Below are 20295 nucleotides of genomic sequence, written 5' to 3'. Positions count from 1 at the left end.
CTTCGAGTCATGGCCAAGGCCCCAACTGCGCCAAAATCCTTCGAATCCGCCATTGCCGAACTCGAAGCGATTGTCCAGGAAATGGAAAACGGAGCGATCTCGCTCGAGCAGGCACTGGAACGGTATCAACGCGGCGCGAACCTGCTGAAACACTGTCAGGAAACTCTGCAAGCTGCCGAACAGCGGGTGCGCCAACTGGAAAATGACGTTCTCGCCCCGTTGAATCCGGCTGAAGACATGAGGGACCAGGAATGAGTCACACGAATTTTTTGGCCTGGATGGAAGCCATCCAGCGACGCGCCGAAACTGCGCTGGAAAACCTCCTGCCCAACGCGGACATCGCTCCGACCCGGCTTCACGAAGCGATGCGCTACGCCGTACTCGGCGGCGGCAAGCGCATCAGGCCGCTGCTCGTCCATGCGGCGGGAGGTCTCGTCGGTGCGGCCCCTGAACGGCTGGACAAAGTTGCCTGCGCCGTCGAGCTGATCCACGCCTATTCCCTGGTCCACGACGACTTGCCCTGCATGGACAATGACGTGCTGCGGCGCGGCAAACCGACCGTGCATATTGAATACGACGACGCCACCGCGTTGCTGGTGGGGGATTCCCTGCAGGCGCTCGCCTTCCAGTCCCTCTCCGAGCACCCGCTGAACGATGACCCGTCGGAGCAGTTGGCGATGATCGCCCGGCTCGCACGCGCGTCCGGCTCGCGGGGCATGGCCGGCGGGCAGGCGATCGACCTTGCTGCGGTCGGGAAACAGCTTAGCCGTGAAGAACTCGAATACATGCATATCCACAAGACCGGCGCATTGATTCGTGCCTCGGTACTGCTCGGAGCAGCGTGCGGCACAAGAATCGATTCCGGCCGCCTGGAACGCCTCGATCACTACGGCAAGCTTGTCGGCCTGCTGTTCCAGATCGTCGACGATATCCTCGATACGCAGTCCGACACGGCGACGCTCGGAAAAACAGCCGGCAAAGATGCCGACAACAACAAACCGACTTACGTAACCCTCCTCGGCATGACGGAAGCCCGTGCGCTCGCCGAATCGCTGCTTGCCGACGCCCGTGAAGCCCTCACGCCTTTCGGACCCCAGGCCGCCAGACTCGACGAACTCGCCACTTTCATCGTCCATCGAAGATTCTGAATTCCGATTCCGCCGGACCTGCACATGCCCCCGTACCCCCTGCTTCACCGCATCGACTCACCGTTCGATCTGCGCAAGCTGGATCGTCGCGAACTCCCGGCACTGGCCGCGGAGTTGCGCGCATTTCTGATCGAGTCGGTCTCGAAGACCGGCGGACACCTGTCTTCCAACCTCGGCACCGTCGAGTTGTCGATCGCACTGCACTACATTTTCGACACGCCGGACGACCGCATCGTGTGGGATGTGGGCCACCAGACCTACGGACACAAGATCCTCACCGGCCGACGCGAGGCAATGAGCAAGCTGCGCCAGTTCGGCGGAATCTCGGGCTTCCCGCGCCGCTCGGAAAGCAGCTACGACACGTTCGGCACCGCGCACTCGTCGACCTCGATCTCGGCTGCGCTGGGGATGGCGGTGGCCGCGCGCGACCGCGGCGAACAACGGCGCTCGATTGCGGTGATCGGCGATGGCGCAATGTCGGCGGGCATGGCCTTCGAAGCCCTGAACAATGCCGGAGACATGCGTGACATCAACCTTCTGGTGATTCTCAACGACAATGAAATGTCGATATCGCCTCCGGTCGGCGCGCTGACGAAGATCCTCGCCCGCATGTTTTCAGGCCGAACCTATAATGCCGCGCGCCGTGCCGGCGAAAAGGTGCTCGGCGTATCCCCGCCGATGCTCGACTTCGCCCGCAAGGTCGAAGAGCATGTGAAGGGCCTGATCACCCCGGGAACGCTGTTCGAGGAGTTTGGCTTTCATTATTACGGCCCGATCGATGGGCACGACCTCGACGCCCTGATCCCGACACTGCAGAACCTGCGCAAGCTCAACGGTCCGCACTTCCTGCACGTCATCACGCGCAAGGGACAAGGGTACAAGCTCGCCGAAGCAGATCCCGTCCTTTACCACGGGGTATCGACATTCGACCATACAGCGGGCATCCAGACCGCCAAAGGTACCGCCAAGCTCACGTACACGCAGGTGTTCGGCGACTGGCTATGCGACATCGCCGCCCAGGACGAAAAAGTCATCGGCATCACCCCGGCGATGCGCGAGGGCTCCGGGATGGTGCGGTTCGCGCAGGAATTCCCGGATCGCTACTATGACGTAGGAATTGCCGAGCAGCACGCGTTGACGTTCGCCGCGGGCCTTGCATGCGAAGGCTTCAAGCCCGTCGTGGCGATTTATTCAACCTTCCTGCAACGCGCCTACGACCAGCTCATCCACGACATCGCGCTGCAAAACCTCCCGGTGATGTTTGCGATCGACCGCGCCGGACTCGTCGGGGCCGACGGCGCCACGCATCACGGGGCCTTCGATCTCTCCTACCTCGCCTGCATTCCCAACCTCGTCGTTATGGCACCCGCCGATGAAAACGAGTGTCGGCAAATGCTCTACACGGCTTACCGCCACAACGGACCCGCCGCCGTGCGGTATCCGCGCGGCGGCGGAATGCAGGTGCGGCCGGAAACCGCGATGTCGGCGCTACCGATCGGCAAGGGCGAGATCCGCCGAAGCGGCCACCGCATCGCGCTGCTCGTCTTTGGCAGCCTGCTCTTCAATGCACTGCAGGCCGCCGAACAGCTCGACGCGACCGTGGCCAACATGCGTTTCGTCAAACCCCTCGACGTTACGCTTATCGAGGAACTGGCCGCCCGCCATGACCTCCTCGTCACCCTCGAGGAAAATGCCGTCATCGGAGGCGCCGGATCGGAGGTGGCGAGAGTGCTCGAAAGCCTGCCAAACCGTCCCCGGTTGCTGCGCCTGGGCTTGCCGGACACCTTCATCGACCACGGAGACCAGGCCCAGCTCCTAGAATTGGTCGGGCTTGACGCTCCTGGCATTGCGGCCGCGATAAAGCGTACCTACCCTGACAATAGTTGAGTGTTTTTGTCGGGAATGATAGGATTTGTTATTGGTTTCAACAGAGAACAGCAGATGACTCCCCAACAGGCCCATGCCATTCCCGACGTCCAGAACCTCAACGACAGCCGGAAACTGGCCATCGACAAGGTCGGCATAAAATCCATTCGTCATCCGATTCGAGTCAGCGACAAGAACGGCGGCGTGCAGCACACGATTGCCGTTTTCAACATGTACGTCGGCCTCCCTCATAACTTCAAGGGGACCCACATGTCGCGCTTCATTGAGATCATCAATGGGAACGAGCGGGAGATTTCGGTCGAGTCCATCGAGCCGATGCTGCGTGAAATGGTCAAGCGCCTTGAAGCCGAGACGGGTCAGATCGAACTCACCTTCCCCTATTTCATCAACAAATCCGCTCCGATCTCCGGGGTACAGAGCCTCATGGACTATGAGGTCACGTTCACGGCAGAAATACGGAAAGGGGGCGCATACAGTTTCACGATGAAGACCGTTGTGCCGGTAACCAGTCTGTGCCCGTGCTCGAAAAAAATCTCCCAATACGGCGCTCACAATCAGCGTTCGCACGTCACGGTCACTGCCCAGACGAACAGTTTCCTCTGGATCGAAGAACTCGTGCAGATCGTCGAAAGCCAGGCTTCCTGCCAGCTCTACGGCCTCCTGAAGCGGCCGGACGAGAAATACGTGACCGAGCGCGCGTACGACAATCCAAAGTTCGTCGAGGACATGGTCCGGGACGTCGCAGGCCTTCTCAATGCCGAACCGCGAATCGACTGCTATCGGGTGGAATCCGAAAACTTCGAATCCATCCACAATCACTCGGCGTATGCGCTGATCGAATGTGACAAGCGCACCGGCCTTGGCGCGAACTGAAGCTGACACTCATTCCCGATGTGACGTAATCGTCACCCAACTCATCGGCTCCGCCCTCCCTGCTGCCAGCGAGGGAATACCCGTTATTCCCTGGCGGGGAGGTAGATCTCCGCGTGGCCTTCGAGTACCACTTTTCCGGCCACCGTGCAGACAGTATCAAAGAACGCCCGGCGCTTGTGACTCACGAGTTCGCGTACGGTCACACGCGCGACGACCGTGTCGCCGACTTTGACCGGCGCTTTGAAGTTCATCGACTGCCCGAGATAGATGCATCCCGGTCCTGGCAGCTTCGTTCCGAACACTGCGGAAATGAAGCTCGCCGACAGCATTCCATGAGCGATTCGTTCGCCAAATATCGTTGACGCCGCAAATTCGCCATCGAGGTGAACGGGATTCGTATCACCCGAAATACCGGCAAAAATAGCGATATCCGCCTCCGTCACGGTACGCCCGATCGCCGCTGACATACCTATTTTCAGATCCTCGAAATCATGACCGTAGTACTGCGAAAAGTCGCGGACCGCTTCACTCATCTTGCATCCCGTTTTGGCTCGTTAGTAATATGAAATCCGACGACGACGACGGCGACCGGCATAGCCTGTTCGCTGTCGAGCGAGGTTCACTGAGCATATCCGAAATTCCGAAGACATTCTGTACCGGGATCAGATGATCCCGCACCCGTGGACCAGGTACGCAAAGCGGTAACCGCTCACTGAGCGGCGTTCTTTTCCCGCTCCGCGCCTCGCATAACACTGCCCACCATGTTCAACCAGATGGAGTGTTCGGTCATGACCGGGGAGTCGAATCAGAAATGGCGGCAGCGTAGCTGCGAGGCGTGACGCGCGGTGTTCGTGCGCTTTGCTGCAAGTGGCCTGGGGGTCGAACCTTTCTGCGCACGCGCGGCCATCAGCGAGTCGAGCTTCGACGCCCCTGGCAAGTGGCCGGCCACACCCGCCGTGCGCCGCGTACCAACTTCGCCCAGGACAAGGACGAGTCGGCGTTGTTCTTCGACGCTGGACCCACTGCCGACGCGAGTTCATCAACGCCGAAGCGGCGGAGCCCGAACTGGCTGCCAAGGCGCTCGAGTACATCGGCGCGCTCTACGCGGTTGAAGCGAAGATCCGCGACGACAAGCTCAAGGGCGAGGCCAGGCGCGAGTACCGGCTCGATCACGCCCGTCCAATCGTCGCGGCGTTCTTCGGCTGGGTGAAGGAGCGCCTGGACGCGCAGGGGTTGCTACCGAGCAGCCCGCTGACCAAGGCACTGACCTATGCGCACAAGCGACGCGGCGCGCTCGAAGTGTTTCTGGCCGATCCGGATGTGCCGATCGACACCAATCACCTTCATGCCGCGCGCGGCATGAGCCGGGTTCTTGTCCATCGGCTCGCAGCGGCGATCCACGCTTCCTTACCACACTCGGTCACCCTCATGCAGTTGCGCGCCACTTCGTTCGCTGTGATCAACTTACGGCGGGACTTCCACCCGCAGGAGTGCGCCCATGCTGGGCGCACCAACAAAAAAGCCACTCTTTCGAGTGGCTTTTCGCGGAAATTATGGTCGGGGAAAGAGGATTCGAACCTCCGGCCCCTGCGTCCCGAACGCAGTGCTCTACCAGGCTGAGCTATTCCCCGACGCCTTGCAGCAATCAGTAATTCCTGACAACTGCAAAGTTCGATAATTGTAGCAGCGCATCTTTGAAAATGGAAGGGGGAAGTGCATCGAGAGCGTCGATCGCGAGCTGCGCCTCGGCACGCGCCCAACGGCGCGCTTCCTCGAGCGCGCCGGTTTCGCGGATCGCGGCCAAGACTGCCTCGAAGTCGTCGCGCCCGCCACTCTCGATGGCGTTGCGCACCCGCGCGGACTGCTCCGCAGTGCCATGCTTCATCGCGTGGATCAGCGGCAGCGTGGGCTTGCCTTCGGCCAGGTCGTCGCCGAGATGCTTGCCGGTGGCCGCTTCGTCGGACGAATAGTCGAGGACGTCGTCGATGATCTGGAATGCGGTGCCCAGATGCATGCCGAACGCCGCCACTCTTCGTTCCTGTTCTTCGTCCGCGCGCCCCAGGATGGCGCCGAGGCGTGTCGCCGCCTCGAAGAGCTTCGCGGTCTTGTAGCGGATCACGCGCAGATAATCCTCGATGTCGACATCCGCGTTGTGACAATTGAGCAGTTGCAGGACCTCGCCCTCGGCGATGATGTTCGTCGCGTCGGCGAGCACCTGCATCACGCGCATGTCGTTGACGCCGACCATCATCTGGAACGCGCGCGTGTACAGGAAATCGCCCACCAGCACCGACGCGGCGTTGCCGAACAGGGCGTTGGCAGTCTTGTTGCCGCGACGAAGCTCGGACTCATCGACGACGTCGTCGTGCAGGAGCGTGGCGGTATGGATGAACTCGACGACTGCCGCGAGTTGATGATGCGACTGACCCCGGTAACCCATTGCGCCCGCGGAAAAAAGCACCAGCGCGGGCCGCAGCCGCTTGCCGCCACTGTGGATGATGTATTCCGCGACCTGCCGGATGAGAACGACGTCCGAGTGAAGACGTTCACGAATGACCGCGTCGACTGCCTGCATGTCGGCGGCAATCGGCGCGTAGAGCTGCTGAGTCGACAAGGCGGGGCACTCGCGGGAAAAAGGCGGATGTTATGGGGGTGGCCGGCGTGGCGTCAACACGACCGCGCGCCGGACCCCGCAGGATATCCGGCGCTGCTCCTGTGTTGCGTCACAGCTGGGCGTACGACATCGGGCCGATCGGTGATGACGCAATCGACGCCCCAGTCGAACAAGGTTTGCGCACGGGAGGGGTCGTTCACCGTGTAGGTCGCCACCCACAGGCCTGCCTCGCGGGCCTCGATCACGGTTGGCCGATCGAGGTAGCGGGCGTCCGCATGCAAGGCTGCCGCACCGGCGCGGTGGCAGCGCTGCAGCCAGTCCGGCGGCACCCGGTCGACGAGCAGTCCACGAAGAAGATGCGGGGCAAGCTGCGCGGCAACTTGCAGCGCGAGCTCGGAAAACGATGACAGCAGCGGCGCAACCGCAGCGCCGGCCCAGAGGTGGCCCGCACGGCAAGCGACGACGCGGGCGGTCTCTTCGTCCTGCCCCGCCGCCGGCTTGATCTCGAGATTTACGGACAGCCCGAGCGAAATGCATCGCGCAGCGGCCTCCTCGAGCGTCGGCACCCGTTCGCCGGTGAAACGCGCATCGAACCATGTTCCCGCGTCGAGCACGCGGAGGTTTTCATCCCGCGTCAGGGCGACGCGCCCGTGGCCGTCAGTCGTGCGCTCGAGCGTTTCGTCGTGGATCAGCACCGGGGAGCTGCTGCCGCTGAGCATCACGTCGAATTCCACGCCGCCACATCCGGCCCCCGCCGCCGCCGCGAGGCCTGCCAGCGTATTTTCGGGTGCAAGCACGCCACCGCAGCGATGGGCCAGCACCGGGGCAAGAGGCCAGGGGCGTGGAAGCGTCATCGCTCTCGCCAAACGCCGTCAGCGCAGGACCGGCGCAATTGCCGCCTGAACCCGCGTCACCGCGTTGTCGAGCGCTTCCTTCGCCGGTTTGCGATCCGCCCACACGGCGCTGAGTTCTTCGTCGAGGATGTTGAGCATGCGGGCATGACCGACGATCGGCGACGCACTCGATTCGACCGTGGCCGGCTTGTTGTTCAGTTGGGATACAGCGACCTTGATGTTCTCCAGGTCCGGCCCCAGCACCTCGCTCTGGGCTGCGAACACACCGGCGCGGTTCAAGGGCAGATAGCCCGATTCACGCTGCCACGCGACCTGGTTTTCGGGCTGCAGCCAGAAGCCGATGAAGCGCGCGATTGCCTTGTACTCGGCGGGCTGCTTGCCGGCGGCGACCCACATCGCGGCACCGTCGGCGAGGGTGTTCTGCGGAGCACCGGGGAAATCCTCGTGGTACGGCAAAGGCGCGATGCCGACTTCGAACTTCGCTGTCCGTCGGAAATCGGTCCAGCTCGCCGACGGCGCGGCGACCACCGCGCATTCCCCACTCGCGAACCGTTGCTCGGCCTCACTCTCGGCACCGAAGATGCGCAGATAGCGGGCACGATGCCAGCTCGCCATCATTGCCACGTGCTTGACCTGGAGCATGCCGTTGAACGACGGGCGCTCGCTCTTGCCCTGGCGCGCCGACACCGGCTCGTTGTGCCAGGCGCTGGTGTTCTCGATCATCACCCGGCCGGGCTGCGAGACCGTGTAGGGACACGTCGAACCCGAATCGAACAGTCGCCCGAGTGCCTGTTGCAGTTCGAACCAGGTTTTCAGCGGCGCATCGGGATCCAGGCCGACACGGCGGAATTCGCCGCGATTGATGTACAGCACGGGCGTCGACAAGCCGACCGGCAACGCCAGCAGCCGGCCCTTCGCATCGACCAACGCGCGCGCCATGATCGCCGGCGGCTTGAGTGCCGGCAGCGGCACCCCGCCTTCGCGCATGACTGCCGACAGCGCCTTGTAGCGCGGCTTACCGGCGAGAAAGCGTTCCATGTCCTCGTCCGGCAGGATCATCAGGTGAGGGGAGCCGTCATCGCTCCAGGTGCCCGTCCTGACACTGAGCCGATAGTCCTTGCTGCGCTCGTTGAAACGCTCGACGAGCTGCTTCAACGCCTCTTCCCGCTGCGGGCCGAGCTGGTGGACGAGCTGGATTTCCTTCGGCTCGCTCGCCACCGCAGCCGGCGGACGCACGACCGCCTTGGCCGCATATGCGGCACCCGCGCCCATCATCCCCAGCAAACCTCCTGCGCACAGCAGCAGCGCGGCGCATTTCCTTGCGATTCCCCTCAGCACTCTCATTCTCCAGTCCTTCACGTGACACCTGCACCTCGAACCTTCACAGTATAGAGTCCGCCGACATCGCCCGCAGTCCGCTGCATATGGCCCATCATCCATCAAGATTTCCGCAGCGATGACGTTAACCGCTTCAGCTCCCCACCCCGGTGCCCTCCTGCCCATGCTCGCGCAACGCCTGACTCCCCTCCTGCTGCTCGTCGCACTCGGCGGCTGCGAGCAGATCGGCACGCTGCTCGAACTGCCCGATCCGAAAAAGGAGGCGGCCGTCGCGGAAGCCGAAGGCAAAGCCATCGGTGGCGCATGTCGCCATTCCGGCCGCTCGCTCGAGGATTGCTACCTGATCAATGCCAAAGCGCAGAAGGCCGCAGTGTTCGCCGGCTGGCGGGAAATGAACGACTACATGATGCAGAACAACATGCAATCGGTACCCTCGCAGCTTTCGCAACCCAACTCCCCGTTGGCGCCTTCGCCGGGCGCGGCTGGCGCGAAGGAAATCGACGAGATCGCTGCGCCGGCCCCGGCGGGCGGGGAACATCGCCCGCGCCGCTCGCGCACCACGTCCTGAAACTGCCCGGTGGCGAAAAGAAAACTTGCCGCCGCCCGGGCGCCGACTTGCCTTATCATCCGCGGCGACCCGAAACAACACGCTTGCCGCAAAACGGACCTGATGCCTGCCACTCCACCGAATCGTCTCGGCCTGACCGCCTCCGGCCTGCTCGCGCTGTGTCGCGCAGGGTTCGAAAAGGAAGTCGCCGCCGAACTGGACGACTTCGCCGCCAGCATCGGACTGATGGGCTTCGTCCGCACCCGCCCCGGCAGCGCGTTCGCGACTTTCGAAACCCACGAGCCGGTCGCATTTGCAGACCTTGCCGAACGCTGCGACTGGCGCACGCTGATTTTCGCGCGCCAGCTGCTGCCGTGGTTCGCCCGCGTCGACGACCTGCCCGAGCGCGACCGGGCGACACCGATCGCCGCAGCGACGCGCAACGCCGGCCAGCGCTTCGCCCAACTGATGCTGGAAACCCCCGACACCGACGAGGCCAAGCAGCAATCCGGCTTCTGCCGCCGCTTCGCCGTGCCGCTGCAGCACGAACTCGAAAGAATCGGCGCGTTTCGCGAAGGCGCGAAAGGTCTTCCCGAACTGCACATCCTCTTCCCCGATACCTCCACGGCGTGGCTGTGCGCCGCACTCCCCGGGCAGGCTGCCCTGTGGCCGATGGGGATTCCGCGTCTGCGCATGTTGCGCGAGGCCGCCAGCCGTTCAACGCTCAAGCTCGCCGAAGCGATCTTCACGCTGTTGACCGAAGCCGAGCGCAGCGCGAGCCTGCGGGCCGGGCTGCGCGCCGTCGACCTCGGCGCCGCGCCCGGCGGCTGGACGTGGCAGCTCGCGCATCGCGGCCTGCGAGTGACGGCGGTCGACAACGGCCCGATGGCGCCGTCGGTGATGGCGACCGAGATGGTCGAGCACGTACGCGCCGACGGCTTCACGTGGCGGCCGCCGCGGCCGGTCGAGTGGATGGTGTGCGACATGGTCGAACAGCCGGCACGGATCGCCGCGCTCGTCGCCGACTGGATCGCGACCGGCCGCTGCCGCAGGACGATCTTCAACCTCAAGCTGCCGATGAAAAAACGCATCGAGGCCGTCGAACAGTGCCGCGCGCTGATCACCAAGCGCCTCGCCCAGGCAGGTCCGTTCGAGTTGCGCTTCAAGCACCTGTACCATGATCGCGAAGAGATCACCGGCTACCTCGCCTTGCGCGCTGCGGCGGTCTGATCCGCTTGCCCCTCTCCCGCCCAGCCCCGGTATCAGGAAATCACATGCGGCGTCAGAGGCCCGTCGAGTTGTACGTGTATGTATAATGGCCGGTTTAAAGCACCCGGCCTGCCGGATGGCACGAGCCCTCCCGGAACCGTTCCGTTCATGCAATCGCCTCTCCTGGCATCGCATCTCGCGCGGCAGGCCCATATCGAAGAAAGGCGCCTATGAGTTTCGCCGACCTCGGACTGATCCCCGAGTTGCTACGTGCAGTAGCCGAATCCGGCTACACCACCCCCACCCCGATCCAGCAGCAGGCGATCCCGGTGGTCCTGTCCGGCCGCGACGTCATGGGCGGCGCCCAGACCGGCACCGGCAAGACCGCGGGCTTCACGCTGCCGCTGCTGCAGCGCCTCGCGCGCCACGCCAGCACTTCGACGAGTCCGGCGCGCCATCCGGTGCGGGCGCTGATCCTCGCGCCGACGCGCGAACTCGCGATGCAGGTCTTCGAGTCCGTCAAGACCTACAGCAAGTACGTCCCGCTGCGCAGCACGTGCATCTATGGCGGCGTCGACATGAAGCCGCAGATCCAGGACCTGCGCACCGGCGTCGAGATCGTCGTCGCAACGCCGGGGCGGCTCCTCGACCACGTCCAGCAGAAAACCATCCAGCTCGGCCAGGTCGAGATGCTCGTGCTCGACGAAGCTGACCGCATGCTGGACATGGGATTCATCCCCGACATCCGCCGCATCCTCGACCTGCTGCCCGCCGCGCGCCAGAGCCTGTTGTTCTCGGCGACATTCTCGGACGAGATCAAGAAGCTCGCCGACCAGATGCTGAAGGAACCGCAGTTGATCGAAGTCGCGCGCCGCAACATGGTGTCCGAAACGATCACCCACCGCGTGCACCCAGTTTCAGCGGGCCTCAAGCGCAACCTGCTCGCGCATCTGCTGCGCCATGAGCCGGACACGCAGGCGCTGGTGTTCGTCGCGACGAAGCTCGCGTGCGCCCGTCTCGCGCACTTCCTCGAGCGCCACGGCATCGCCGCCGACGCGATCCACGGCGACAAGGGCCAGGCGCAACGCACCGACACGCTCGAAGCCTTCAAGTCCGGCAAGCTGCGGGTGCTCGTCGCGACCGACGTCGCGGCGCGCGGGCTCGACATCGACGACCTGCCGTCAGTGATCAATTTCGAACTTCCGCATACCGCCGAAGACTACGTGCACCGTATCGGCCGCACCGGACGCGCCGGACGCCAGGGCAACGCGGTGTCGCTGGTGTGCGCGGAAGAGAAACACCATCTGGCGGAAATCGAGAAGCTCATCAAGCTGCAGATTCCGCAGGAAATCGTGCCGGGCTTCGCCCCCGATCCGGATTTTTTCGAAACCGCCAGCCGCAGCCGGCATGGCCGCCGCACGGCCGCCGCCAGCGCTCCCGAACCGGCGAAGGAAACCGGCCAGAAAACGGCTCCTGCGCCGCGCGCTGCCCGGCCGGCATCGTCCGCACGGAGCGGCGAAGTCCGCCGGCGCCCGGGACGATCGACGATCGCCTCGGACGGGTTCGACTACACCAAGCCGTACGAACCGGCAGCTTCGCCAACCGATCCGAATCGGCCGGCGGATCAGGCCGCAGGAGAGGTCGGTTCGCCGCGTCGCAACCAACGCCCGATCGCGGTGCTGCTCGGCGGCCTCGGCCGGAAATAGGCCCGGCAAACCCGCCTATTCCGGGCCTTTCCAGCGGCGGGCTTCAAGTAATCTGGGCTTACACCGATAAGCCTCGGAATCCTTGGAATGCCCGCCCAGATGAACGCCGTCCGTCGCCCCGAGGGCAACGATGATCCCGAAGAGCCCTTCATTCCGGATTTTTCCGAGGGCATGGAGACGGGCCTGTATCTGGCCCTGTTCGAGCTCTTCGACGAAGGGCTCGTCATCACCGGTGACGAGGTCGTGCTCGAAGCCAACAGTGCGGCGTGCCGGTTGCTCGAACGCGATTACCGGCAGGTCGCCGGCCGACCGCTCGCCGATCTGTTTCCATCGGAACGGGAATTCCTCGACGCGCGCGCGCGGCTTTTCATCCGGGGCGAAACGCGCGGCAGCCTGCGCGTCTCGCTGCCGGAAAAGCGCGACCGGGAGCTGCGCTTCGTCGCTGCCGCGCGCCTGCGGCCGGGCCTCCACGCGCTGATCCTGAGCCCCGCACAGGGCGCGGAATCCCCTTTCGCCCCCCCCTCCGTCGACACCGTGTGGCCGCGCCTCGCCGCGGCGCTCGAACAGCCGGTCATCGTCATCGACGATCAGGGCCGCGTCGCTGCCGCCAATGCGGCGGCACTCGGCACGCTCGGATTCGCCCGCGCGGATCTCGTCGGACACGTTCTGGAGTCGCGGCTGGCTGTGACATGGCCCGCGCGCGGCGAGCCGCAACTCGTCCGCATCGAGACGCCCGGCAGCGCCGAACCACTGTCTGGGCGTATCCTGCCCGGGCCGAAGCCCGAGTGGCAGCTGTTGATACTCCCGCCGGCAAGCCGCACGAAGGTGGCAAGTAAGCCGGCAACGGCGCGGCGCGGTGATGCTCCGCGGCACGGCGCCGCACCGGACAACGGCGCGTCCATGGAGCGTATGTTCGCCGACTGTCCGCTGCCGACACTGCTGTGCGAAGGCCCCGAGCTGCGTATTTTTGCCGCCAGCGCCAGCGCGGTGAAAGCGTATGGCTATCCGTATGAGCGCCTGTGCAGGATGCGCCTCGCCGATCTGCGCTGCGAAGCGGAAAACGGCCGCGGCCTTGCCGAATCCGGCATCTGGCGCCACCGCCACGCAAACGGCACGACATTCGACGCCACCATCGTCGCCTATCGGGTCGACGCCGCAGGCCATCCGGACGCGATGGTCGTGATGCATGGCCATCCCGCAGCGGCGCCGTGAACATCGCGGGCGCCGAGGCGGCCCATTCCGGCGCGAGGACCAAAGCGTGAACGCCACCGGCCGGCCCTCCCGAGGAAGGACCGGCCGGCAGCTTTCACAACATGCTCAGACTTCGAGCGCCTTGATGTGCGTGATCACCTCGCCGATCGCGGCTTGCGCGCTGCCGTACAGCATGCGGCAGTTGTCCTTGTAGAACAGCGCGTTCTCGATGCCGGAGTAGCCCGCACCCTTGCCGCGCTTGACGACGATGACGTTCTGCGCCATGTCGGCGTTGAGGATCGGCATGCCGTAGATCGGGCTCGTCTTGTCGGTACGCGCAACCGGGTTGACGACGTCGTTGGCGCCGATCACCAGCGCGACGTCCGCCTGCGGGAAGTCGGCGTTGATCTCCTCAAGGTCGAAGATCTTGTCGTACGGCACGCCCGCTTCGGCAAGCAGCACGTTCATGTGCCCCGGCATGCGACCCGCCACCGGATGGATCGCGAACACGACCTCGACGCCGCCTTCCTCGAGCAGTTGCGCCATCTCCCACACCTTGTGCTGCGCCCCGGCGACGGCCATGCCGTAGCCGGGCACGATGATGACCTTGGAAGCGTAACGCATGACGGACGCCGCATCGAGCGCCGAGAACTCCTTCATCGAGCCCTCGATCGCCTCGCCGCCGCCGGCCGCCTCGCCGGTGATCGGCGTGAAGATGACGTTGCGGATCGGGCGGTTCATCGCCTTCGCCATCAGCTGTGTCAGCAGCGTGCCGGACGCGCCGACGACAATGCCCGCGACGATCAGCGCCGGGTTGCCAAGCACGTAGCCTTCGAAGCCGACCGCAAGCCCGGTGAAGGCGTTCAAGAGCGAAATGACAACCGGCATGTCGGCGCCGCCGATCGGGGTCGTCAGCACGACGCCGAGCGCGAGCGCGACGATGAAGAACGCGATGATGAGTGCGGGCACCGGCGTGTCGCTGATGACGATCGCGAGTCCGAGCAGCACGGTGAGCGCCGCGAGCACGAGGTTCACGATGTTCTGCTGCGGCAGGCGCCAAGTCTTCGTCATGATGCCCTGCAGCTTCGCGAACGCGATGCACGAGCCCGAGAACGCCACAGAGCCGATCAACGCGCCGAGCACCGCGAGGGTCGCGACGCCGGGACTGTGGACGCCACCGCGGGCGAACTCGAGCGCTGCGATCGCCGCCGCCGCGCCGCCGCCCATGCCGTTGTAGATCGCGACCATCTGCGGCATGTCGGTCATTTTGACCACCCGGCCGCTCCACCACGCGACGCCGCCGCCGAGCACGATCGCGGTGATCATCAGGCCATAGTTCTGCATGCCCGGCGTGTAGAAGGTGACGAGGGTTGCCGCGATCATCGCGTAGCCGGCCCAGACGATGCCCTTGCGGGCGGTCACCGGCGAGCTCATCGCCTTGAGGCCGAGGATGAAGACGACCGCCACCCCGAAATACGCCAACTGGATCAGCGCGCTCATTTCGCACCTCCCGGCTTGCGGTCAGACTTGAACATCGCGAGCATCCGTTCGGTGACGACGTAGCCGCCGGCAGCGTTCGCCGCGCCGAGGAACACCGCGACGAAACCGATCGCCAGCTGCACCGGGTCTTCCGGATCAGCGTGGCCGAGCACGACCATCGCGCCCACGAGCACGACGCCGTGGACGAAGTTCGAGCCGCTCATCAGCGGCGTGTGCAGGATCACCGGCACGCGCGAAATCACCTCGTAACCGGTGAACGCGGCCAGCATGAAAACGTACAAAGCAGTTATGCCATCCATGATTGCGTCCTCCGATTAGAGCCCGAGTACCTGTTTGACGCCTGCATGCCTGATTTCGCCCGCGTGGGTGAGGCAGGTGCCGGCCAACACTTCGTCTTCCCAGTCGAGCGCGAGCGTGCCCTCCTTGATGAACGGGGAGATGAAGTTGAACAGGTTCTTGGCATACATTTCGGAGGCGTGGACCGGCATGCGGCTGGCGATGTTGGCCGGGCCGATGACGAGCACGTCATTGATCCAGGTCTTCTCGCCGGCGACCGTGCCCTCGACGTTGCCGCCCGATTCGGCCGCCATGTCGACGACCACCGCGCCCGGCTTCATGCGCCGCACCATGTCGGCGGTGATGATCTTCGGCGCGCGCTTGCCGGGGATCGCCGCGGTCGTGATCAGCGCATCGCACTGCGCGACCGCCTTCGCGAGGCGCTCGGCCTGCTTCGCCTTCTCCTCGTCGGTCAGTTCGCGCGCATAGCCGCCCGTGCCGGCGGCCGCGACGCCGGTGTCGACGAACTTCGCGCCGAGCGACTCGATCTGCTCGCGCGTCTCGGGGCGCACGTCGTACGCTTCGACCATCGCGCCGATGCGCCGCGCGGTCGCGATCGCCTGCAAGCCTGCGACCCCGGCGCCGATGACGAGCACCTTGGCGGGACGGATCGTGCCGGCCGCGTAGGTCAGCATCGGGAAGAACTTCGGGCTGTGGTCGGCCGCGATCAGCGCGCATTCGTAGCCCGCGACCGCGGCCTGGCTCGACAGCACGTCCATGCTCTGCGCACGCGAGATCCGCGGCAGCAGCTCCATCGCAAAGGCGGTGATACGCTTTTCGGCGAGCAGCTTCACGCGTCCGGCATCCGACCACGGCTGCAGCAGGCCGATCAGCACCGCCCCTTCGCGCAACGCCGCGATCCGTTCGGGCGATAGCGGCTGGACGCAGAACACCACGTCGGCGGCCGCACACACCTCGTCCGCGGAAGCGGCGAACCTCACATCGATAAAGGTCTCGTCGCGATAGTGGGCGGGCTGGCCGGCGCCAGACTCCACCATGACTTGCGCGCCAAGGTCCAGGTACTTCTTGACCACGTCCGGGACGACCGACAAACGTCGCTCGCCCGGCACGGTCTCCGCAGGCACTCCGATCAACAGAGCCATAGGCCGTTCTCCCTGAGAGGTTTGTGTGATGAACCTTGCGCAGATCAAACCACGGCCGGCGACAGACAAAAAAACCGGGAGGCAGCAATCGCTGCCACCCGATCGGATCCATCGCCCACCCTCCCCATGATCCGCGAGTATTCGCGGGTGAATGCGCCGTCACCCTATTGCTTTTATGAATTTCTTGCTCTGCATCAAGGCCGATGCGTGAGCAGCGCATACGGGATAATACTGATACCCTACTTCAACGCAATACCGTTTTTTTGCAGTGCGACAGATGAGTACGACACGAGCGAACACGAAACGTCGCAAATCGAAGTCGCTGACGGCGCTCAAGGCGGGCCTGCCGCCGGGCACGCTGGTGCATGTCGGCGCAGTCAAGACGGACCGCCCGCTGATCTCGCTGCTCGCCTACGACGATGACGGAATCGAGGAGCATCGCTTCGAGAGCATCGCCGAATCGCGCGAATATCTGCCGCAGCACAAGCGGCTGTGGCTTAACGTGTATGGTCTGCAGGACGCCGAAATCCTCGGCGAGATCGGACGCCGTTTCCGGCTCCATCCGCTGGTGCTCGAAGACATCCTGAATACCCACCAGCGCCCGAAGATCGAAGACTACGGGACGTATCTCTACTGCGTGGCGAGGGTGTTCGAATATGACGGCGCGACGCGCACGCTCAGTTCGGATCAGGTCAGCATCGTTCTCGGCGAAAATTTCGTGCTGACGTTCCAGGAACGGCGCAGCGGCACTTTCGAACCGATCCGCGAGCGGATGCGCATCCCCGGGGCGCCGTTCCTGCAGCACGGCACCGACTATCTCGCCTACACGCTGCTCGACGCGATCGTCGACCAGTATTTCGTCATCGTCGATCGCCTCGGCGACACCGCCGAGGATCTCGAAGACGATGCGCTCGCAAGTCCGACGCCGGCGCTGCTGAAAACGATCAACCTCGTCAAGCACGACACGCACCTGCTGCGACGGGCGATCTGGCCACTGCGCGAGGTGCTGAACGGCCTGATCCGGGGCGAGAGCAGATTCTTCAGCGCCGACACCCGCCTGTACCTGCGCGATATCTACGACCATCTGGTCCACGTCGTCGAGACGCTCGACGCCGTGCGCGAACTGCTCGGCGACCTGATGGACATCTATTTGTCGTCGGTCAGCAACCGTCTCAACGTCGAGGTGCGGATTCTCACCGTGCTGACGACGCTGTTCCTGCCGGCGACGCTGATCACCGGCATCTTCGGCATGAACTTCCAGGTCATGCCGCTGCTCGACGAGGACTGGGGCTTCTATGTGGCAATGGGGATGATGGGATCGGTGGCACTGGGCATGGCGGCGATTTTCTGGCGACGCAACTGGCTGCGGTCATAGCCTCGGGCCGTCCGCCTGCCTGCGCCGCACCGCTGCACACCTTCATGATGACGAGCGAAATGTTGTCGCCGCTTCCGGCCGCTCGCCGGCGCGCAATTCGGACAAGCGTCTCGGCCGCGACCCGCGCCGGGTTTGCAGCGATCACCGCGGCCAGTTCGTCGTCGTGAAAATGGCCCCACAGGCCATCGGAACACAGCAGGAAATTGTCGCCGGCCCGTGCGGGAGCCTCACCGACCGCGATCTGCGGCGGCCGGTGATCGCCGAGGCACGACAACAGGACGCCGCGCTGCGGGTGAAACGCCGCCGCGGCCTCGTCCAGCCTGCCCCGGCGCTGCAGTTCGGCGACCAGCGAATGGTCCTGGCTGCGGCACACTGTCTCGCTTCCACGAAAATGATAGACGCGGGAATCACCGCAGTGAATCCAGTTCGCCCGCCCGGCCCGCAGCATCAGCGCGACGGCGGTGCTGTGCGGATCCTTCCCGGTGCTGGCGCGAACCCGCCGGATGCCCCGGTGGGCGTCGGTGACGATCTCCTCCAGCAGTTGCCCGGGACAGCCGGCGTCGGGAACGTAGACTTCGAAATTTCGCCTCGCCTGGAGCACCACCTGTTCAGCCGCAAGTTCGCCGCCGGCGTGTCCGCCCATGCCATCGGCAAGAACGGCCATCATCGTGCCGCGCCGCGACGGGTGCCCGAACACCGCGACGCGATCCTGCTGTTGGCCCCGGTCCCCGAGATGCCGTGCGATGCAGGTTTCGACAATGAGTGGCATGGTGACGACCGGAATTGACCGCCGGCAATGATAGCCAGCGGCGCCGCGCTGCGGTACGTTCATGCCGATCTGCTACGCGTGCCGTGTGAAATGCATCACACGACATATCCACTCATATTACGAAGGAGATAGGCATGCATTCAGGACGCGGTTACAACGAGGTGCGTATCGGCGACGCGTTCGAAACCTCGATGACCCTGACCGAAACCCACATCGTGCTCAGCGCGGGCCTGTTCGGGGACTTCAATCCGCTGCACGTGAACCAGCTCGTCGCAGGGCAGAGCCGGTACGGCAGCCGGATCGCGCACGGCTACGTGACGACGTCGTTCATGGCCGCCCATCTCGGCATGGTTTTTCACGGCACTGCGATCGCCTACGTCGAGCACACGTCGCGGTTCATCACGCCGGTCGTCGCAGGCGACACGCTGACGATGGTGTGGACAGTCGACGCGCTGGACGACAAGCCGAAACACCAGGGCGGCATCGTCAGCCTGTCCGGCGCGTGCACGAATCAGGACGGCGTGAAGGTCGCCGAGGCCGAGGCGAAGATGCTGGTCGCCGACAATCCGGGACGGTGAACGCGACGGCCGGGGTCGCGCTCAGAGCACCGTGCCGTTCAGCCGGCTGTCGATGAGCTCGATCCAGTGCCGCACCGGCGTTGTCGTGCCGGCCTGAAGATGGCCGATGCAACCGATGTTGGCCGAGGCGATCAGCGGCGCGCTGCCTTCGCCGAGCGCGGCCAGCTTGTTGTCCCGCAAGCGGTGCGACAATTCTGGTTGCAGCAGCGAATAGGTGCCGGCCGAACCGCAGCACAAATGGGCATCGCGCACAGGTGTCGGCGAATATCCCGCCGCGGCGAGCAGGTTTTCGACGACGCCACGAATCTGCTGCCCGTGCTGCAGTGTGCACGGCGAATGAAACGCGACCGGCTCCGGTTCGCCGCGACGACGCTCCAGCAGCCCGCGCAACCGGTCGCTTTCGGCGGCGAGGACCTCGGCAACGTCGCGGGTCATCGATGCGATGCGCGCGGCCTTGTCCGCATAGGCCGCGTCTTGCGCGAGCAGATGGGCATAATCCCTGACCTGCACCCCGCAGCCCGAAGCGGTCATGACGATCGCCTCGACCTCGCCGCGCTCGACAGCCGGCCACCACGCGTCGATGTTGCGGCGCGCGTCGTCCCGCCCACCTTCCTGGTCGTTGAGGTGATAACGCACCGCGCCGCAACAGCCTGCGCCCGGCATTTCCACGAGCGACACGCCCAGCGTGTCGAGGACGCGCGCGGTGGCCGCGTTGATCGACGGCGCCATCGCCGGCTGTGCGCAACCGGCCAACGCAATCATGCGCCGCGCGTGACGCGGCGCGGGCCACGGGCCGGCGGGCCGGAGTTCGGCGACTTTCTCCTGCAGCGCCGCGGGCAGCAGCGTGCGCACCGCGCGGCCGGCCTTCATTGCGGCACCGAACAGCCCGGCGCGCGGTACGAACTCGCGCAGCGCCCAGCGTTTCACCCGGTCCACGCCGGTGCGCGGCACGCGCTCTTCGACGAGCTGACGACCGATGTCGGCCAAGCGGCTGTAATGCACTCCGGACGGGCAGGTGGTCTCGCACGAGCGGCATGTCAGGCAGCGGTCCAGATGCAGGCGCGTCTTTTCGGTGACGTCGTGCCCCTCGAGCAGCTGCTTGATCAGGTAGATCCGTCCGCGCGGCCCGTCCAGCTCGTCGCCCAGAAGCTGGTAGGTTGGACAGGTCGCGGTGCAAAAACCGCAATGCACACAGCTGCGCAGGATCGCTTCGGCCTCGCGGCCTTCGGGCGTGTCCTTGATGAAATCGGCAAGCTGGGTCTGCATG

At 64.8% G+C, this 20295-nt stretch carries 19 protein-coding genes, 1 tRNA gene and 1 pseudogene; 11 read left to right on the top strand and 10 right to left on the bottom strand.

Features of this window, described 5'->3' with window-relative positions:
• The first annotated feature begins 9 nt into the window (after nt 1-9).
• Genes pbN1_RS14135 through folE2 form a run of 4 tightly spaced genes read left to right on the top strand, consistent with a single transcriptional unit; the run spans nt 10 to nt 3908 of the window.
• Entirely contained in the window at nt 10-255 is a 246-nt protein-coding gene (locus pbN1_RS14135) for an exodeoxyribonuclease VII small subunit (protein WP_169202259.1), read from the top strand.
• On the top strand, nt 252-1148 hold the full coding sequence (locus pbN1_RS14130; RefSeq protein WP_169202260.1) for a polyprenyl synthetase family protein: 897 nt from the start codon (nt 252-254) through the stop codon (nt 1146-1148). The genes pbN1_RS14135 and pbN1_RS14130 overlap by 4 nt, the downstream gene beginning before the upstream one ends.
• 24 nt (nt 1149-1172) lie before the next feature.
• Nucleotides 1173-3035, top strand: a complete 1863-nt coding sequence (gene dxs, locus pbN1_RS14125; protein WP_169202261.1) for a 1-deoxy-D-xylulose-5-phosphate synthase — start codon at nt 1173-1175, stop codon at nt 3033-3035.
• Nucleotides 3036-3089: 54 nt separating this feature from the next.
• The gene (gene folE2, locus pbN1_RS14120; RefSeq protein WP_169202262.1) at nt 3090-3908 is read left to right on the top strand and encodes a GTP cyclohydrolase FolE2; all 819 of its coding nucleotides are present in this window, start codon (nt 3090-3092) and stop codon (nt 3906-3908) included.
• A gap of 83 nt (nt 3909-3991) precedes the next feature.
• On the opposite strand, the gene pbN1_RS14115 is transcribed toward folE2, so the two are convergent.
• Nucleotides 3992-4441 carry a MaoC family dehydratase gene (locus pbN1_RS14115; RefSeq protein ID WP_169202263.1) on the bottom strand — a complete coding sequence of 150 codons (450 nt, stop codon included), beginning with the start codon at nt 4439-4441 and terminating at the stop codon, nt 3992-3994.
• A gap of 481 nt (nt 4442-4922) precedes the next feature.
• Between pbN1_RS14115 and pbN1_RS20820 the strand changes: the two are divergent.
• Nucleotides 4923-5261, top strand: a pseudogene (locus pbN1_RS20820) (IS66 family transposase); the annotation flags it as partial.
• 201 nt (nt 5262-5462) lie between these two features.
• Here pbN1_RS20820 and pbN1_RS14105 read toward each other — a convergent pair.
• From pbN1_RS14105 to pbN1_RS14090, 4 genes are all read right to left on the bottom strand, one after another.
• Nucleotides 5463-5539: transfer RNA gene (locus tag pbN1_RS14105), tRNA-Pro, on the bottom strand.
• Nucleotides 5540-5553: 14 nt separating this feature from the next.
• Nucleotides 5554-6522 (bottom strand): octaprenyl diphosphate synthase, encoded by a 969-nt coding sequence (ispB, locus tag pbN1_RS14100; RefSeq protein WP_169202264.1) that lies wholly within the window; start codon nt 6520-6522, stop codon nt 5554-5556.
• A gap of 53 nt (nt 6523-6575) precedes the next feature.
• Nucleotides 6576-7376 carry a glycerophosphodiester phosphodiesterase gene (gene ugpQ, locus pbN1_RS14095; RefSeq protein WP_169202265.1) on the bottom strand — a complete coding sequence of 267 codons (801 nt, stop codon included), beginning with the start codon at nt 7374-7376 and terminating at the stop codon, nt 6576-6578.
• An 18-nt stretch (nt 7377-7394) separates the two neighbouring features.
• On the bottom strand, nt 7395-8651 hold the full coding sequence (locus pbN1_RS14090; protein ID WP_244857263.1) for an extracellular solute-binding protein: 1257 nt from the start codon (nt 8649-8651) through the stop codon (nt 7395-7397).
• 226 nt (nt 8652-8877) lie between these two features.
• Between pbN1_RS14090 and pbN1_RS14085 the strand changes: the two genes are divergently transcribed.
• From pbN1_RS14085 to pbN1_RS14070, 4 genes are all read left to right on the top strand, one after another.
• Complete coding sequence (locus pbN1_RS14085) at nt 8878-9282, top strand: hypothetical protein (RefSeq protein WP_244856966.1); 405 nt, start codon at nt 8878-8880, stop codon at nt 9280-9282.
• Between the two features lie 102 nt (nt 9283-9384).
• Nucleotides 9385-10491 (top strand): 23S rRNA (cytidine(2498)-2'-O)-methyltransferase RlmM, encoded by a 1107-nt coding sequence (rlmM, locus tag pbN1_RS14080; protein WP_169202266.1) that lies wholly within the window; start codon nt 9385-9387, stop codon nt 10489-10491.
• Nucleotides 10492-10700: 209 nt separating this feature from the next.
• The gene (locus pbN1_RS14075) at nt 10701-12176 is read left to right on the top strand and encodes a DEAD/DEAH box helicase (protein ID WP_169203320.1); all 1476 of its coding nucleotides are present in this window, start codon (nt 10701-10703) and stop codon (nt 12174-12176) included.
• Nucleotides 12177-12263: 87 nt separating this feature from the next.
• Complete coding sequence (locus pbN1_RS14070) at nt 12264-13388, top strand: PAS domain-containing protein (protein WP_169203321.1); 1125 nt, start codon at nt 12264-12266, stop codon at nt 13386-13388.
• A gap of 105 nt (nt 13389-13493) precedes the next feature.
• Here pbN1_RS14070 and pbN1_RS14065 read toward each other — a convergent pair whose 3' ends face one another.
• Genes pbN1_RS14065 through pbN1_RS14055 form a run of 3 tightly spaced genes read right to left on the bottom strand, consistent with a single transcriptional unit; the run spans nt 13494 to nt 16306 of the window.
• Nucleotides 13494-14867 carry an NAD(P)(+) transhydrogenase (Re/Si-specific) subunit beta gene (locus pbN1_RS14065; RefSeq protein WP_169203322.1) on the bottom strand — a complete coding sequence of 458 codons (1374 nt, stop codon included), beginning with the start codon at nt 14865-14867 and terminating at the stop codon, nt 13494-13496.
• Nucleotides 14864-15166: an NAD(P) transhydrogenase subunit alpha part 2 gene (locus tag pbN1_RS14060; protein ID WP_169203323.1), complete on the bottom strand. Its 303-nt coding sequence runs from the start codon at nt 15164-15166 to the stop codon at nt 14864-14866. The genes pbN1_RS14065 and pbN1_RS14060 overlap by 4 nt, the downstream gene beginning before the upstream one ends.
• A 15-nt stretch (nt 15167-15181) precedes the next feature.
• Complete coding sequence (locus pbN1_RS14055) at nt 15182-16306, bottom strand: NAD(P) transhydrogenase subunit alpha (protein WP_169203324.1); 1125 nt, start codon at nt 16304-16306, stop codon at nt 15182-15184.
• A 277-nt stretch (nt 16307-16583) separates the two neighbouring features.
• On the opposite strand from pbN1_RS14055, the gene corA reads away from it, so the two are divergent.
• Nucleotides 16584-17681, top strand: coding sequence for a magnesium/cobalt transporter CorA (corA, locus tag pbN1_RS14050; protein WP_211161498.1), 1098 nt, complete (start codon nt 16584-16586; stop codon nt 17679-17681).
• Here the strand turns inward: corA and pbN1_RS14045 are convergent.
• On the bottom strand, nt 17569-18513 hold the full coding sequence (locus pbN1_RS14045) for a PP2C family protein-serine/threonine phosphatase (protein ID WP_342343970.1): 945 nt from the start codon (nt 18511-18513) through the stop codon (nt 17569-17571). The genes corA and pbN1_RS14045 overlap by 113 nt on opposite strands.
• A gap of 71 nt (nt 18514-18584) precedes the next feature.
• On the opposite strand from pbN1_RS14045, the gene pbN1_RS14040 reads away from it, so the two are divergent.
• Nucleotides 18585-19028, top strand: coding sequence for a MaoC family dehydratase (locus pbN1_RS14040; RefSeq protein WP_169203325.1), 444 nt, complete (start codon nt 18585-18587; stop codon nt 19026-19028).
• A 21-nt stretch (nt 19029-19049) separates the two neighbouring features.
• Here pbN1_RS14040 and glcF read toward each other — a convergent pair whose 3' ends face one another.
• The gene (gene glcF, locus pbN1_RS14035; RefSeq protein ID WP_169203326.1) at nt 19050-20294 is read right to left on the bottom strand and encodes a glycolate oxidase subunit GlcF; all 1245 of its coding nucleotides are present in this window, start codon (nt 20292-20294) and stop codon (nt 19050-19052) included.
• Nucleotide 20295: the final 1 nt, after the last annotated feature.

Source organism: Aromatoleum bremense, assembly GCF_017894365.1.
In the GTDB taxonomy this organism is placed as follows: Bacteria; Pseudomonadota; Gammaproteobacteria; order Burkholderiales; family Rhodocyclaceae; genus Aromatoleum; species Aromatoleum bremense.
Note: the sequence above shows the minus strand (reverse complement) of the source record. Positions and strands in the feature narration are given on the sequence as shown.

Coding starts and splice junctions, on each gene's coding strand:
- pbN1_RS14090 (WP_244857263.1), bottom strand. CDS start 8,651: ATGATGGGCGCGGGTGCCGCATATGCGGCCAAGGCGGTCGTGCGTCCG.
- glcF (WP_169203326.1), bottom strand. CDS start 20,294: ATGCAGACCCAGCTTGCCGATTTCATCAAGGACACGCCCGAAGGCCGC.
- ugpQ (WP_169202265.1), bottom strand. CDS start 7,376: ATGACGCTTCCACGCCCCTGGCCTCTTGCCCCGGTGCTGGCCCATCGC.
- pbN1_RS14135 (WP_169202259.1), top strand. CDS start 10: ATGGCCAAGGCCCCAACTGCGCCAAAATCCTTCGAATCCGCCATTGCC.
- pbN1_RS14075 (WP_169203320.1), top strand. CDS start 10,701: ATGAGTTTCGCCGACCTCGGACTGATCCCCGAGTTGCTACGTGCAGTA.
- pbN1_RS14055 (WP_169203324.1), bottom strand. CDS start 16,306: ATGGCTCTGTTGATCGGAGTGCCTGCGGAGACCGTGCCGGGCGAGCGA.
- rlmM (WP_169202266.1), top strand. CDS start 9,385: ATGCCTGCCACTCCACCGAATCGTCTCGGCCTGACCGCCTCCGGCCTG.
- folE2 (WP_169202262.1), top strand. CDS start 3,090: ATGACTCCCCAACAGGCCCATGCCATTCCCGACGTCCAGAACCTCAAC.
- pbN1_RS14070 (WP_169203321.1), top strand. CDS start 12,264: ATGCCCGCCCAGATGAACGCCGTCCGTCGCCCCGAGGGCAACGATGAT.
- pbN1_RS14045 (WP_342343970.1), bottom strand. CDS start 18,513: ATGAACGTACCGCAGCGCGGCGCCGCTGGCTATCATTGCCGGCGGTCA.
- pbN1_RS14040 (WP_169203325.1), top strand. CDS start 18,585: ATGCATTCAGGACGCGGTTACAACGAGGTGCGTATCGGCGACGCGTTC.
- pbN1_RS14060 (WP_169203323.1), bottom strand. CDS start 15,166: ATGGATGGCATAACTGCTTTGTACGTTTTCATGCTGGCCGCGTTCACC.
- dxs (WP_169202261.1), top strand. CDS start 1,173: ATGCCCCCGTACCCCCTGCTTCACCGCATCGACTCACCGTTCGATCTG.
- pbN1_RS14115 (WP_169202263.1), bottom strand. CDS start 4,441: ATGAGTGAAGCGGTCCGCGACTTTTCGCAGTACTACGGTCATGATTTC.
- corA (WP_211161498.1), top strand. CDS start 16,584: ATGAGTACGACACGAGCGAACACGAAACGTCGCAAATCGAAGTCGCTG.
- pbN1_RS14065 (WP_169203322.1), bottom strand. CDS start 14,867: ATGAGCGCGCTGATCCAGTTGGCGTATTTCGGGGTGGCGGTCGTCTTC.
- pbN1_RS14085 (WP_244856966.1), top strand. CDS start 8,878: ATGCTCGCGCAACGCCTGACTCCCCTCCTGCTGCTCGTCGCACTCGGC.
- pbN1_RS14130 (WP_169202260.1), top strand. CDS start 252: ATGAGTCACACGAATTTTTTGGCCTGGATGGAAGCCATCCAGCGACGC.